A 14,450-nucleotide genomic window follows, 5' to 3' on the forward strand; every position below is an offset into this window, starting at 1 on the left:
CGTCCTTTCATTGGACGCGAACGGGCCTGTTTAAAAAATGACCCAAAACAAGTTTACGTCATAATTCCGTGATAGTGTTCTAATATAGTTTAAGGCGTCAAAAACGTGGCAAACCCTAGCGGTTGAAAGACCGGTTACAGGGAAGGTTTTCTTCAGGGAAGCAGCTATGCAAACGGCCAAGCGTTTCGTCAGTCGACTCACTCGTCAGACTCTTGCGCTGGTACTTGCCGGGGGACGGGGCTCCCGCCTCCATGACCTCACCAAATGGCGTGCCAAACCGGCGGTGCCTTTTGGCGGCAAGTTCCGGATCATCGATTTTCCACTTTCCAATTGCATCAATTCTGGCATCGGCCAGGTTGGCGTGATCACCCAATACAAATCCCACTCCCTGATACGCCATATTCAGCGAGGCTGGGGCTTCCTCCGAGGGGAACTGGACGAATTCGTCGAGCTGTTGCCGGCACAGCAGCGCATTGAAACCTCCTGGTATGAGGGTACAGCGGATGCCGTCCTGCAAAATCTGGATATCATCCGCAGCCACCGGCCCGAGTATGTGCTGATTCTGGCAGGCGACCATGTCTACAAGATGGATTATGGCACCATGCTGGCCCATCACGTGGAGAACGATGCCGATATCACTGTGGGCTGTATTGAGGTACCCCTGGACGAGGCCTCCGCATTCGGCGTTATGTCGGTGGACGATGAACTCCGGGTTACAGAATTCGTGGAGAAGCCGGAGCAGCCCAAGCCGATGCCGGGCCAACCCGGCAAGGCGCTGGCTTCCATGGGCATCTATGTGTTCAGCACTCAGGTGCTTTTTGATGAACTGATGCGCGACCAGCAGCTCGACGGCGAATCTTCCCACGATTTTGGTAAGGATATTATTCCTTCCGTGATAAAGCGCCTGCGGGTAGTTGCCTTCCCGTTCCGCAATCCGGTCCAGAACAAACCGGCCTATTGGCGGGACGTTGGTACCATTGATGCACTCTGGCAGGCGAACCTTGAGCTGATCGGCATCAGCCCGGAACTGAACCTCTACGATTCCCACTGGCCGATATGGACCTACCAGGAGCAACTGCCACCGGCAAAATTCGTGTTCGACGACGACAATAGACGGGGGATGGCAGTGGATTCCATGGTCGCGGGGGGCTGCATTGTCTCCGGCGCATCGGTGAAGCATTCTCTTCTATTCTCGCAAGTTAAGGTCCACTCTTTCAGTGAAGTATCAGACTCTGTCATTTACCCCGATGTAGACATTGGCCGCCATTGCCATATCCGCAATGCTCTGATTGATCGCGGTTGCCGAATTCCGGAGGGCACACGCATCGGGTTTGATGCGGTAGAAGATCAGAAACGGTTTCATGTTTCCCCCAAAGGAGTTGTGCTGATCACGCCCGAGATGCTTGAGCAGGATTACCCCCATGGCCTCTGACACAAAAACACCGGTTGTACTTTGCTGGCACATGCACCAGCCGTCCTATCAGGATATGCGCACCAATCAGTTCCTGTTCCCCTGGGTATACCTGCACACCATCAAGGACTACAGCGACATGGCGGCGCATCTGGAAGCGAATCCGGACGCCAGGGCGGTGGTCAATTTCGCGCCTGTTCTGCTTGAGCAGATCGAGACCTACCTGGTGCAGATAGAACGGTGGCGCCATGGCGCCGGAGAGATCGGCGATCCTCTGCTGTCCGCATTGGTTGCCGAGGAGCTGCCGGAAACCGGCACACCAGCCTTTCTGGGCCTGATGGAAAAGTCCCTGCGGGCCAATCGGGAGCGCATCATTAACCGCTATCCCGCATACGCACGACTGGCAGAGCTGGCCGAGCTCTACCGCGCGAAACCGGAACTTCAGAGATACATTTCGGGCCGTCTGTTGTCCGATCTGTTGGTCTGGTACCACATCGGCTGGATGGGGGAGACCATCCGCCGGAAAAGCCATTGCATTCAGAGCCTGCAGGAAAAAGGTCACAACTTCTCGATGGATGACCGGCGGGCACTGCTGGATGTGATCTTTGACGTTTTATCCGGTATCGGGCCCAGGTACCGTCATCTTGCCCAGAAAGGCCAGGTTGAACTCTCTGTCAGCCCCTATACCCATGCCATGCTGCCTTTGCTCATCGACCTGGCATCCGCCCGTGAGGCCATGCCAGACATTGTCTTGCCGGCCCACAGTCACTATCCGGGGGGTGAGGCGCGGGTTGGCTGGCAGCTCCAGCAAGCTAAAGCGGTGTTCCAGCGTTTCTTCGGCGTTGATCCATCCGGCTGCTGGGCATCCGAGGGCGGGCTCAGCCAGGCCACCCTGGGCTTGCTGGATGTCCATCAATTCCGTTGGACAGCCAGCGGGGATTCCGTGGTGCACAACAGTCTTCACCGGGCCAGGGAAACAGACCCGGAATTGCCGGATTACGGCATCCACCGGCCCTACACCTTTGGCGAATCGGGCACATCGGTGTTCTTCCGGGACGACGGCCTGTCCGACCTGATCGGATTTACCTACGCAGACTGGCACGCCAAGGACGCCGTGGGCGACCTGGTTCATCATATGGAAAACATCGCCCGGCAGGGCAAAGGCAAAACTCGGCACGTTATTTCCGTGATTATGGATGGCGAGAACGCCTGGGAATACTACCCGGAAAACGGGTTCCACTTTCTGGACGAATTGTATCGGGTGCTCGCAGACCACCCTACGCTGCAACTGACCACTTACAGCGATCTGGTCGCGAGCCCGGTCACTGAGCCGGCTCATCTACCACACCTGGTAGCCGGAAGCTGGATTTACGGCACCTTCTCCACCTGGATTGGCGATCCGGACAAGAACCGTGCCTGGGATCTGCTGTGTGAAGCGAAAACCCACTTTGACCGGGTGATGGACAACGGCAGCCTCAACTCCGAACAAAAAGAGGCCGCCATGCAACAACTGGCGATCTGTGAAGGGTCCGACTGGTTCTGGTGGTTCGGCGACTACAACCCGGCCCAGATCGTCAGCGACTTCGAGCATCTGTACCGCCGCCACCTGGTGAACCTCTATGACATGATCGGGTACCCGGCACCGCCTTCGGTATTCCAGCAATTAAGCCAGGGCAGCGGAGAACCCGCCCGTGGCGGAACCATGCGGCCGGGACACGAAGCGGATAAACCGGCATGACGTTAACCAACGCCAACGATCTGTTCAGTGTCAGGCGGGCGGGTGTCCTGCTGCATCCAACCTGCCTGCCGGGCTCCCTGGGTGTTCTGGGGGCCGGCGCACGCCGCTTCGTTGATTTCCTGGCGGCCAGTGGTATTACCGTGTGGCAGACTCTGCCAATTGGCCCGACCCATCGGGATCTTTCCCCCTATCAATCCCTGAGCGCTCATGCCGGCAACCAGGATTTCATCGACCTGTCCGAATTGCTGCAGGCCGGCCTGCTGGCAGACACGGAACTGACACAGCCCATTGCCGAATCCCGCCAGCAGCTACTGGGCATTGCCGCCCAGCGGTTTTTTGATGGCAAGGAGGAAGCTCGGAACGGCCTTGATCTGGCCGGTTTCGAGGAATTCCGGGCAAAAAACGATTACTGGCTGGATGATTTCTGTCTGTTCTGTGCCATAAGGGAGGTTCAGGAGTCGCCGGGCTGGCTTCAATGGCCGGAGCCGCTGAGAGATCGCGACCCGACGGCGCTACAGGCGTTTATTGACCAGAACCAGGCCCGGCTGGCCCGGATACGGTTTGAGCAGTTTCTGTTCAATCATCAGTGGCAGGCACTGCGCGATTATGCGCGGAGCAAGGGGGTCCTGCTGTTTGGTGACATTCCTATCTTCGTCGCCCACGACAGCGCCGATGTCTGGGCCAATCGACATCTGTTCAAACTCGACGACCGAGGTGACCCCACGGTTGTTGCCGGTGTCCCGCCGGATTATTTTTCAGCCGATGGACAGCACTGGGGGAACCCGCTCTATAACTGGCAGGTTATGGCGGAGGATGATTACCAGTGGTGGTTGGAACGGCTCGAGAGCCAGCGTCACCTTTTCGACCTGATCCGGATTGATCACTTTCGAGGGCTTCAGGCCTATTGGGAAATTCCCGCCGAGGCGCCGGCACCAAGAAATGGCTATTGGGTTCCCGGGCCTGCGGATCATTTTCTACAGGCCTGCTTCAATCGGTTCCCGGATTTGCCGCTGGTTGCCGAAAACCTGGGCATCATCAGCGACGATGTGGAAGAGCTTCGTAAACGGTTCCGGTTGCCGGGAATGACTGTGATGCAGTTTGGTTTCGACGGCAGCCCCAACAATCCACACCTTCTGCACAACCACCACACCCGGGATCTTGTCTACACCGGCACCCACGACAATGACACCACGTTGGGCTGGTACCAGAGCCTGGACGATCACACCCGGCGCTATGTGAATGATTACCTGGGAACCACCGGTGAAGGTATGCCATGGCCCATTATTGAGGCTTCTTTCCGGTCTGTTTGTTCTCTCGCTGTTGTGCCCATGCAGGATTTTCTTGCGCTGGGAACAGAGGCGCGATTCAACACGCCGGGCACCATTACAAATAACTGGATTTGGGAACTGAACTGGAATTTTTCTGAGCAAGATCTGTCAAACCGTATCTCTGAAGCCGTACAGGAACATGGACGCCTTCCGCCGGACTGAACATTTTTTGACCAGCATCAAAAAGGCGTTATCCAACCTTCGCTATAAAACACAAGCAGTAGCAACAATTGGCGTTATTGATGAGTCACGAGGGGGAAACATGGAACACAGACTCAGTAAACGCGTACAGGGAAAGCTTGGCCTGTTGGTCTATAAACGGGGGATGCCGGTCGCAACCGGACAGATTCGGGATGCCTCCAAACGTGGGCTCTTCATTGCCACAGACTACACAGACGTTCAGTTAAACCAGACCGTAGAACTGGAGTTTCGTTTTCCGGACACCCAGGAAAAGCGGTTTCGTCGGCTCAAGGCCCACGTAGTCCGGAAGTCAGACAAGGGACTGGGTGTCGACTTTGAAGGTGTTGAGAACGACGGTTTCACCATCTCATCACTGATGCATTGGCTGAAAAGCCACCATATTCCCGCTAACTACTTTCCAGTTCGCCGACAGCAAGCCTACTAAATTGGTCAGGGAGATCTCTCATGGAACGACTCAAAGGTAAGGTTGCTGTCATCACAGGTGGCTCCGTTGGTATCGGAGCTGCAACCGCAACCCGAATGGCAGAGGAGGGCGCCTCCGTCGCCATACTGGATGTTCAGGACTCCGAAGGGAAAACCCTCGCAAAAGAACTCGCAGACCGCGGGCTCAAGGCCGATTACTGGCACTGTGATGTAGGTAAGGAGCAAGAGGTAAAACGGGTTCTGGATGACGTTGCCAAAACCTTCGGAAGTCTGACCGTACTGGTCAACAACGCCGGTATCGCCGGCGCCAACAAGCCCACCCATGAGCTGACCGAGGAAGAGTGGGATCACGTGCAGACGGTGAACGTGAAAGGTGTGTTTTTCTGTACCAAGCACGCGATTCCTCACATGAAAAAAGCGGGTATTGGCAGCATTATCAACCTGTCTTCAATCTACGGCCTGGTGAGTGCGCCGGATATTCCGCCATACCATGCCTCCAAGGGTGCCGTGCGGCTGATGTCCAAAACCGATGCCCTGTTGTATGCCGCCGAAAACATTCGCTGTAATTCCATTCATCCCGGATTTATCTGGACTCCGCTGGTTGAGGCTCATCTCAAAACCACCGGACAAGACCCTGAAGAAGCCAAAAAGGCGACAGCGGCGATGCATCCTGTCGGTCACATGGGCGAACCGGATGACATTGCCTGGGGCGCGGTCTATCTGGCCTCCGACGAATCCAAGTTTGTGACTGGCAGTGAACTGGTGATCGATGGCGGTTATACCGCTCGCTGATTTCCCGACCAACCTGAGCGGAGCTCAAATTTGACGCTGGCAGCCTACACCCCGCGGTCCTTGCCTGAATCACTGAACGGATTGTTTCAGTTGGCACTGGACCTGCGATGGACCTGGCACCATGGCACTGACGAGCTTTGGCGTGCGCTGGATGCCGAAATCTGGGACACAACCAGGAACGCCTGGCTGGTGCTGAACAGCGTTTCCGGTGAGAGGCTTGAGGAACTGGCTGCCGATCCTGATTTCCAGGCGCGCTACCGTGAGCAGATGTCGGCCCATGGTGAGTTTATCCAGGCGGACACCTGGTATTCCTCCGACTGCCCGGGCGATCTGGGCGAGGGCATTGCCTATTTCTGCATGGAATACGGGCTGAGCGAGTCTCTGCCGCTCTACAGCGGTGGGCTTGGAGTGCTCGCCGGGGATTTCGTCAAGGCGTCGAGCGATCTGGGTGTCCCCGTGATAGCCGTAGGCCTGCTTTACCAGCAGGGCTATTTTCGCCAGGCCATCAGCACCGATGGCGAACAGCTCGAATTTTACCCCTACAACGACCCCACGATGCTGCCCGTTGCTCCGCTCAGGGACGACGAAGGCCAGTGGGTAAGGGTGGTTGTGCCTTTCCCGGGGAGACACGTGCGCCTGCGTGCCTGGAAAGCCCAGGTGGGCCGTTGCGAATTACTGCTGCTCGATAGCAACGACCCCCGCAATGAACCCGGCGACCGGGGGATCACCAGTGAGCTTTACACCGGTGATCCGGAAAAACGCCTGCAGCAGGAAATGGTGCTCGGCATTGGTGGCTGGCGCCTGCTTGAACAGCTTGGCCGAAAGGCCGTTCTTTGCCATCTCAACGAGGGGCATTGCGCGTTGGCATTGATAGAGCGCGCCTTCAGTTGGCAGGACCAATACGGTAGCGATTTTCAGGTTGCCCGTACCGCAACGCGGGCAACCAACCTGTTCACCACACACACCTCGGTGGCCTCAGGCTTCGATCATTTTTCCCGCTCGCTGCTGCGCTTGTACCTGGCTCCATGGCTTGATGGACGCGAACTGGATATCGACCAGCTCATGGCTTTGGGTAGCGAAAACGGAGACAAAGGTAATCCGCCCGAAAGCCAGAAGCTCAATATGGCTCTACTGGCCCTGAACATGAGCGGGCGGTTTAATGGCGTCAGCCGTATTCACCAGAAGGTCACCCAGACCATTTTTCAGCCGTTCTTTCCCCGCTGGCCCGCAGAGGATATCCCCGCAGACTATGTGACCAATGGCATTCACACGCCCAGCTGGGATTCACCGGAATCCGACGCTATCTGGACTCAGGCCTGCGGCAAGGACCGGTGGCGCAGGCCCCTCCAGAAATCCTGCCCAATGACCGATATCAGCGATGAGGCCTTATGGGAGATGAGGCGCCTACAGCGGACCCGGCTGATCGGTTACCTGCGCCGACGACTCTCAAGCCAGCACTGCGAGCAGAACCCGGGTTTTGACCACTCTGCCGCCTGCGGGCTATTACTCGACCATGAAACGCTGACTCTGGGCTTTGCCCGGCGTTTTACCGAATACAAACGACCGGACCTTCTGCTCAAAGACCAGGACCGTCTGCTCAAACTCCTGGCAAGCCGGGATCGGCCGCTTCAGATTGTTCTTGCCGGCAAGGCTCATCCTTATGATCTTCCGGGAAAGGACATTATCCGCCAGTGGAAAGCCTTTTCCCGGCGACCGGATGTGGAAGGCAAGGTCGTGTTCATCGAAGACTACGATCTGGGCGTGGCCAACCAGCTGATTCAGGGTGTGGATGTCTGGCTGAACTGCCCGAGACACCCCTGGGAAGCCTGCGGCACCAGTGGCATGAAGGTGCTGGTGAATGGTGGTCTGAACCTGTCCCAGTACGACGGCTGGTGGGCGGAGGCCTGGAATCAGGATGTGGGCTGGGCCATTCGACCCGGCGCAACCTTTGATGAACTGAGCGGCTCAAACAACCATGACCACGACCTTTCAGACGTGAATGAGCTGTTTGATCTGCTGGAAAACGAGGTCATTCCGGGCTTCTACGACCTGGACGGCGAGGGTATTCCCCGAAACTGGCTGAGACGGATGCGCGCCAGCATGGACCAGCTGACGGCGGCGTATTCTGCCAATCGGATGGTGCGCGAGTACGTGGAGCAGTTCTACCTGCCCATGGCCGATAAAGGCAGCCAACGTACGCCGGAAATCTCAAGGGAACTGTTGGACGAATACACCACAATAACGCGTCATTGGCCCCGATTGCGGTTCAACAGCTTCAGCACCAGCGAAACCGCCGAAGGCCAGACCTGCACGGTGGAAGTTTATCTGGATGGAATCGACGAACAGCGGATTGCTGTGGAACTGGTAGCGGAACAATCCGATTACGGGCCAAGAACCGTAGCCGCCACGCAAATGAAACACCCGCTTAGTGGCTCTGCCCATACCTATCTTTACGAATGCACCGTGCCTTCACGGCCACAAGGGCACTATACCCCCAGGCTTCGCGTGTGTGATGATCGGCTGAACCTGCCCCTGGAAAACCCCGCCATACTCTGGCTGAAGTAATCCTCTTTGCGCGAGAATCCGAGCGACAGAAGTGCATTAACAGCGGCACGGAGAATTACCGTCGAATTAAATCGATGTAAATATCGCGTAAATGCGGATCTTTCTGATGGCAAAACTCGTGAGCCTGTTGCAAGTTTGCGATGGTCACCGAATGATTCGGTTAAGGAGAATTCAAGATGAAACACGTACGTTCAATTGCTGTTGTTTTTGCTTCCAGTCTGGTTGCTGCCGGAACCGCATCTGCCCAGGACATGTACAAGTCTGGGGTGGGCGGATTGTACACAGGCCTGAATTACACCTTCATGAGTTTGGAAAGCGGCAATGCAGATGCCGATGTGGGCACCCTGTCTGCCAAAGTGGGCGTGATGGCGACACCGTTTCTGGGGATCGAAGCCCGGGGCGGTTTTGGTGTGGATGACGAGCGCATCGGCGGCGTCGACTATTCACTGGATAACTTCTTCGGTGGCTACGCCACGTTCAATCTGGCCAACGAATCGCCAATCACCCCATACGCCATTCTCGGCTTCACCCGGGTCGAAATCGAAGCCTCTTCGTTCGTGGGCACTGCGACCGAGGACGAAACGGACGTGTCCTATGGCATCGGCATGAACATGGAATTTGCGCCCAACCTGTCCGGCAACCTCGAGTACATGCGTTACTATGAAGACAGTAATGCTGAAATCGATGGTCTGGGTGTCGGCATTCAGTTCAACTTCTGAGACCAAGCCACCGGGGAGACTGTTTGAACCATCTGGCCCATGTATTTCTCGCGCCGGACTCGCCCGAAGCAAGGGTGGGGAGCATCCTTGGTGACTTTACCCGGGGTGTCGATCTCTCGACACTCCCGGACGCCGTGAAGCAGGGTGTTCGCCATCATAGGGCGGTGGACAGCTTTACGGACCAGCACCCCAACGTACTTGCCAGCAAGCAGGTGTTCTCCCGTCAAAGACGGAGATTTGCCGGCGTTGCACTCGATATTCTCTATGACCACTTTCTTCTCAAGCACTGGGGCAGGTTCAGTGACATTGAGCAGGAGGCGTTTATTCGGGGTATTTACAACGAGTTGCAGCAAAAAGAACATCTAATGCCGGACAACATGGCCCGGATTACCCGAAGGATGGTGTGGCACGACTGGTTCGGAGCCTACAGAGACCTTGAGAACATCGGCTATGCGCTGGACCGTGTTGCGGGGCGCATACGCTTCAAAAACGAGTTCACTGGCATGATCGTGGAGATTCGCGCAAACGAGTGCGAGCTGGAAAAACATTTTTTATCTTTTTTCCCGGATTTACAAAAATTTGCAGGAGGTATTGAATGAGGTTTGTTAACAGGGTGTTGTTGGCTGCAGCCTTGATTTTGACATCATCGATGGCGGTTGCAGCTGAAACCGATGCAAAAAAGGACCAGCGCCCACCGGAAACCCTTGGTTACGTTGAGTGGTTGGTCATGCAGGACACCAGCCTTCGCCTCAAGGCCCGGCTGGATACTGGCGCAAAAACCTCATCACTACACGCCGTAAACATCGAACCCTTTAAAAAAGATGGTAAGGAATGGGTGAGTTTCCAGATACCCCTAGGAGATCACAGCGACCAGCCGACGGAAGGCGAGCTCGACCACGAGGACATCATTCTTGAGTTGGAACGTCCTGTGGAGCGGACAGTGTTGATCAAGAGAAAGGGAGCGCCATCCCAAAAGCGATATGTGGTCATGATGGACTTCTGTATCGCCGGAACCCCCCACACCACCCAGTTTTCACTGACCGACCGCAGCAAATTCTCCTATCCAGCACTGCTGGGCCGGCGATTTATGCGCGATGACAATATTCTCATCGATTCCGCAGACTCGTTTATGGCCGAAAAGGAATGTGAATACATGACCCTGGAAGAGTTGGCAAAGAGACATGCCGAGAATGTGGTTGAGGAAACAGACGCGGACTCCTGATAGCCGTTGCCGGCTTCCAGACTCAAGTTGATTAGAGCTCACTCTTTTTCATTCACCTCGAGGAACCGGTAACCGACTCCAGGCTCAGTCTGGATATACCGTTGCTCCGTAGGATCATCCCCCAGCTTCTGTCTCAATCTCCCAATCAGAATACGAAGATAGTGGGTATCAGTGGTGTGAGTCGGCCCCCAGATATCCTTTAGCAATTGCGACTGCGTGACGATCTTTCCAGACGCAAGCAGCAAGACCTTCAATACTGCAAATTCTTTGGGTGTCAGCCTGACTGGCTCACCGCTGACCGTGACCTTGCGCATGGCCAGATCAATATTAAGTTCACCGTTATCAAAAATTGCCGAGGTTTCAGGCGCAACCGCGTTTTTCCCTTTCTGATGGATGCGCAACTGAGTTCGAACTCGAGCGAGCAGCTCATCGACGCCGAAGGGTTTGGTTACATAATCGTTGGCTCCGAGATCCAGTGCTTTTACCTTTTCCAGTTCACGATCCCGCACCGAGAGAATGATCACCGGGGCTGATGACCACTCCCGCAAGCCTGCAAGCACCTCCGAGCCGTCCATATCCGGAAGCCCCAGATCCAGAATCACGAGATCCGGTGAATGCCTCGCGCACAACCCGAGCCCGGTCTCACCATTTTCCGCTTCGAGCAGTTCGTATCCTTCGGTTTTCAGGCTGATACGCAGGAAATGCCGGATTTGCGGTTCGTCGTCGATGACCAGAATACAGGGCTTTTCCCGATCTTTTGCTGGTTCAGTCATTCACTGGATTCCCGATTAGACTCTTGTTCAGGCGATTCTATCAGGGGCAGGGCGATTTCGATGGTGGCACCGGCACCATTTTCGCCAGCCAATGCCTGAATCCGGCCACCATGAGCCGCAACCATGCCGTGACAGATAGCGAGGCCGAGCCCGCTACCATGAGGCCCCCGATCTCCCTCGCCGCCTGTGAAGAACATATCAAATACCTGGCTCCGCTGGTCTTCTGGGATGCCCGGTCCCTCGTCCGAAATTGCTATGATTAATTCGCTTTCCTGTCTGTGGGCGCGGATAGACAGAGTTGAACCATCGGGCGCGAACTTGGCGGCGTTTTCCAGCACATTCACCAACGCCTGCTCAATGAGCGCCGGATGCACGAACAGCAGTGGCAGATCTTCCTCCACTTCCCGCTCGACACGGACCTTTGCCATCAGGTTTCTGGTGCGTCTGAGTGCGGAAGAGAGAATATCGGTGAACGCGATCCAGTCCCTTTCGATCTTGAGGGTACCGTGGCCGAGTTTCGTCATGTCCAGCAAATTGCGGATGTACCGGTCCAACCGTTCGCCTTCGCCGAGGACGGAATCAAACAGGCTTTCCCGGTCTTCGTCAGAAAGTTTGTCGGACATCGATTTCAGCGTACTTGCAGAGCCGATCATGGACGAGAGCGGTGTGCGCAGGTCGTGGGAAATGGACGAGAGCAGGGCGGAGCGCAGCCGTTCTGTTTCCTCGGCAACTCTGGAAGCCGAAAGATTTGCCGCCAACTGCGTCCTGAACCAGGCCAGGCCAAGCTGGTGCACATAGATACCGACGGCAAGGCCCCGATAATACTCCGCAGACATGTCGTCCACCCGAAGCCCGAGAACAGCGTAAACCTTATTGTCTGCCTCAATAGGCTCAAACCGCCAGGGAAGACTGTTCAGGGTATCCGAGAGAGCGCCGCTGGGTTTGGCATTTCTGAGGGCCCAGTCGATGGCTGAATATGCGGCCTCATTCAGTTCCTGTGCCGGCCCCCCTCGGGTAATCACCTCGACATCACCATCATCCGGGTTGTTCTGGGCGATGATAAGAGGAATCCTGAACTGCTCATACATGGATTCGACCGCCTCGGTCTGAACGGAGATGATATCCGGAGCCGACGCCAACCTCCGTGTAAACGCCAATTGGGCATCGGTCTGGTCGTTTGATACCCGAAGCAAATGGATCTGATCGCGAAGCCGGCCCGCCAGGTTCCCCCCGATAACCGCAATAATCAGGAAGAAAACGACGGTCAGGATCTCGTCAGTCTCCGTCATGGTGAAGGTCAGGCGTGGCTCAGTGAAAAAGAAGTTGTAGGTGAGAAAGCTGAGCAGCGCGGTGAACAGCGCGGGGCGAATGCCGGTTCTCGCGGCAACCCACAGAACCGAGGTAAGAAAGATCAGGGACAGGTTACCCAGCGGCAGCAGATGATCAAACACTTTGGATACGAGTGTTGCGACACCCACACTTGCAACGGCCCAGGCATAGTCTGTGATTTTGCCTCCATGGGTCGCGCTTTCGACGATTTTACGACGCTGCTTACGGGGAACCGGAATGAAGGTTACTTCAAACGCTTCGGCCTGCTTCAGCAGGTACCGGCTGATGGACTTCCGGAAGTGCCACCAGCGATTATGGGAGCGGCCCAGAATCAGTGTGGTCACGTTCTGGTCTCTGGCAAATGCCAGAATCTCCTCGGCCACGTCGTAGCCTCGAAGTGTTTTCACCTCGGCGCCCAGCCTGGTAGCAAGTTCAAATACCCGTTCAAGGCGTTGCCGCTCAGCCGGACCAGCGCGCCCGTTATCGACGGTGACGACTGTCCACGGTGCCTTGCGTCGCTCAGCCAACCGCCTGCCGGCCCGCACCAGGGTTTCTCCCTGGCCAGAGCCATCCACGGCAACAAGCATCCTCGATCGGATGTGCCAGGGACCCTCTATGCCCCTGGACTGCATGTTTTCACGGACATCCGAATCCAGCCGTTCGGCGATGGCCTGGACTGCCATTTCCCGGAGGGCGGACAGGTTCGAGGGCGAGAAGTACCCGTCCATCGCTGCCCGGGCCTGTTCAGGCACATAGACCTTGCCCTGCTTCAGGCGCTCAAGCAGTTCCGAGGGTGTGAGATCCACCAGAACAATGTCTCTGGCCCGTTCCAGAATCGAATCGGGGACGGTTTCCCGCATACGCACACCAGTGATGCTGGCCACCACATCGGAAAGACTTTCCAGATGCTGAATGTTGATGGCAGTCCAGACGGTAATGCCCTGGTCCATCAGCTCCTCGATGTCCTGGTAACGCCGCGGATGACGGGTGCCGGGAATATTTCGATGGGCCAACTCATCCAGCAGCAAAACCTCTGGTTTGCGGGTGAGGGCAGCATCAAGATCGAATTCCCGAAACTGTTTGCCCGCGTACTCGATTTCCTTTGCCGGAAGCTGCTCAAGGCCGTCACACAGGGCGAGGGTTTCTGCGCGTCCGTGGGTTTCAGCCACGCCAATCACCACATCAATGCCCTGCCGCTTCAGCTCGTGGGCCGCCTGCAGCATCTGGTAGGTTTTGCCGACGCCCGGGGCCGCACCCAGAAAGATTTTCAGCCCGCCGGCCCCGACGCGCTCCTGAGTCTTCAGGAGCGCGTCGGGGTTGGGGCGTTTGGGATCGCCTTTATTCAATCGGAAATCTCCTTGCCATCCAGCGCCAGATTAATCCGCAGGACGTTAACCCTGGGCTGGCCGAAAACACCGAGTGTGGGGCCTTCAGTGTATCGTTCAATAAGTTCGTTTACGTGGGAAACGGGAATGTCGCGGGCTTTCGCCACCCGTTCGGCCTGCACAGTCGCCGATTCAGGTGAGATGTGCGGATCTATGCCGGACCCTGAGGCTGAAATCAGATCAACCGGGATTGAACCGGGATCAAAACCTTCTCTCTGCGCGATGATTGATGAGTCTTCAGCAGCACGAGCCCGTAAGTCCGGATTGCTGGCCGAATAGTTGGAACCGCCAACGGAAAACGGATCATAGGCAGCGGCTGAAGGCCGACCATGGAAGTATTCCGGGGCAGTAAACCGTTGTCCAACCAATTCTGATCCCACAACAGTATCATCTACAATGATCATGCTGCCCAACGCCTCATGAAGAAACATCACCTTTCCAGCGTTTGTCACCAGGAGCGGATATAACCCACCACATAGCACGATAAATACAACGGCCGCTCTGACAGCAGAAAGCCAGGAGGCAGACCGGGTAACGGTCACAGAGTTTGATTCAGTCATGTTG

At 56.2% G+C, this 14,450-nt stretch carries 12 protein-coding genes; 9 read left to right on the forward strand and 3 right to left on the reverse strand.

All coding sequences use genetic code 11. The features are described from left to right. The first annotated feature begins 166 nt into the window (after positions 1-166). The 9 genes from glgC (at position 167) to KEHDKFFH_RS15240 (ending at position 10,399) form a co-directional block, all read left to right on the forward strand. Positions 167-1,432 (forward strand): glucose-1-phosphate adenylyltransferase, encoded by a 1,266-nt coding sequence (gene glgC, locus KEHDKFFH_RS15200; protein WP_104322686.1) that lies wholly within the window; start codon positions 167-169, stop codon positions 1,430-1,432. Then, a complete protein-coding gene (locus KEHDKFFH_RS15205) occupies positions 1,422-3,149 on the forward strand; it encodes a glycoside hydrolase family 57 protein (RefSeq protein WP_104322687.1) in 1,728 nt (575 codons plus the stop codon). The genes glgC and KEHDKFFH_RS15205 overlap by 11 nt, the downstream gene beginning before the upstream one ends. Continuing rightward, positions 3,146-4,639 (forward strand): 4-alpha-glucanotransferase, encoded by a 1,494-nt coding sequence (gene malQ, locus KEHDKFFH_RS15210; RefSeq protein ID WP_104322688.1) that lies wholly within the window; start codon positions 3,146-3,148, stop codon positions 4,637-4,639. The genes KEHDKFFH_RS15205 and malQ overlap by 4 nt, the downstream gene beginning before the upstream one ends. A gap of 100 nt (positions 4,640-4,739) precedes the next feature. Further along, positions 4,740-5,102, forward strand: a complete 363-nt coding sequence (locus KEHDKFFH_RS15215; RefSeq protein ID WP_104322719.1) for a PilZ domain-containing protein — start codon at positions 4,740-4,742, stop codon at positions 5,100-5,102. A gap of 20 nt (positions 5,103-5,122) precedes the next feature. Next, entirely contained in the window at positions 5,123-5,893 is a 771-nt protein-coding gene (locus tag KEHDKFFH_RS15220) for an SDR family NAD(P)-dependent oxidoreductase (RefSeq protein WP_104322689.1), read from the forward strand. Between the two features lie 30 nt (positions 5,894-5,923). After that, positions 5,924-8,458, forward strand: coding sequence for an alpha-glucan family phosphorylase (glgP, locus tag KEHDKFFH_RS15225; RefSeq protein ID WP_104322690.1), 2,535 nt, complete (start codon positions 5,924-5,926; stop codon positions 8,456-8,458). Positions 8,459-8,634: 176 nt separating this feature from the next. Next, the gene (locus KEHDKFFH_RS15230; RefSeq protein WP_104322691.1) at positions 8,635-9,177 is read left to right on the forward strand and encodes a porin family protein; all 543 of its coding nucleotides are present in this window, start codon (positions 8,635-8,637) and stop codon (positions 9,175-9,177) included. Between the two features lie 23 nt (positions 9,178-9,200). Further along, positions 9,201-9,776, forward strand: a complete 576-nt coding sequence (locus KEHDKFFH_RS15235; RefSeq protein WP_104322692.1) for an acyl carrier protein phosphodiesterase — start codon at positions 9,201-9,203, stop codon at positions 9,774-9,776. Continuing rightward, positions 9,773-10,399 carry an ATP-dependent zinc protease family protein gene (locus KEHDKFFH_RS15240; RefSeq protein WP_192875797.1) on the forward strand — a complete coding sequence of 209 codons (627 nt, stop codon included), beginning with the start codon at positions 9,773-9,775 and terminating at the stop codon, positions 10,397-10,399. The genes KEHDKFFH_RS15235 and KEHDKFFH_RS15240 overlap by 4 nt, the downstream gene beginning before the upstream one ends. 38 nt (positions 10,400-10,437) lie before the next feature. Here KEHDKFFH_RS15240 and KEHDKFFH_RS15245 read toward each other — a convergent pair whose 3' ends face one another. From KEHDKFFH_RS15245 to kdpC, 3 genes are read right to left on the reverse strand one after another with little or no spacing between them, the layout of a single operon-like run. Beyond that, a complete protein-coding gene (locus KEHDKFFH_RS15245) occupies positions 10,438-11,172 on the reverse strand; it encodes a response regulator (protein WP_104322693.1) in 735 nt (244 codons plus the stop codon). Next, positions 11,169-13,847, reverse strand: coding sequence for a sensor histidine kinase (locus KEHDKFFH_RS15250; protein WP_104322694.1), 2,679 nt, complete (start codon positions 13,845-13,847; stop codon positions 11,169-11,171). The genes KEHDKFFH_RS15245 and KEHDKFFH_RS15250 overlap by 4 nt, the downstream gene beginning before the upstream one ends. Beyond that, positions 13,844-14,428: a potassium-transporting ATPase subunit KdpC gene (kdpC, locus tag KEHDKFFH_RS15255; RefSeq protein WP_198412793.1), complete on the reverse strand. Its 585-nt coding sequence runs from the start codon at positions 14,426-14,428 to the stop codon at positions 13,844-13,846. The genes KEHDKFFH_RS15250 and kdpC overlap by 4 nt, the downstream gene beginning before the upstream one ends. Positions 14,429-14,450 lie beyond the last annotated feature (22 nt).

It is taken from the genome of Marinobacter maroccanus (genome assembly GCF_002933275.1).
Classification (GTDB): domain Bacteria; phylum Pseudomonadota; class Gammaproteobacteria; order Pseudomonadales; family Oleiphilaceae; genus Marinobacter; species Marinobacter maroccanus.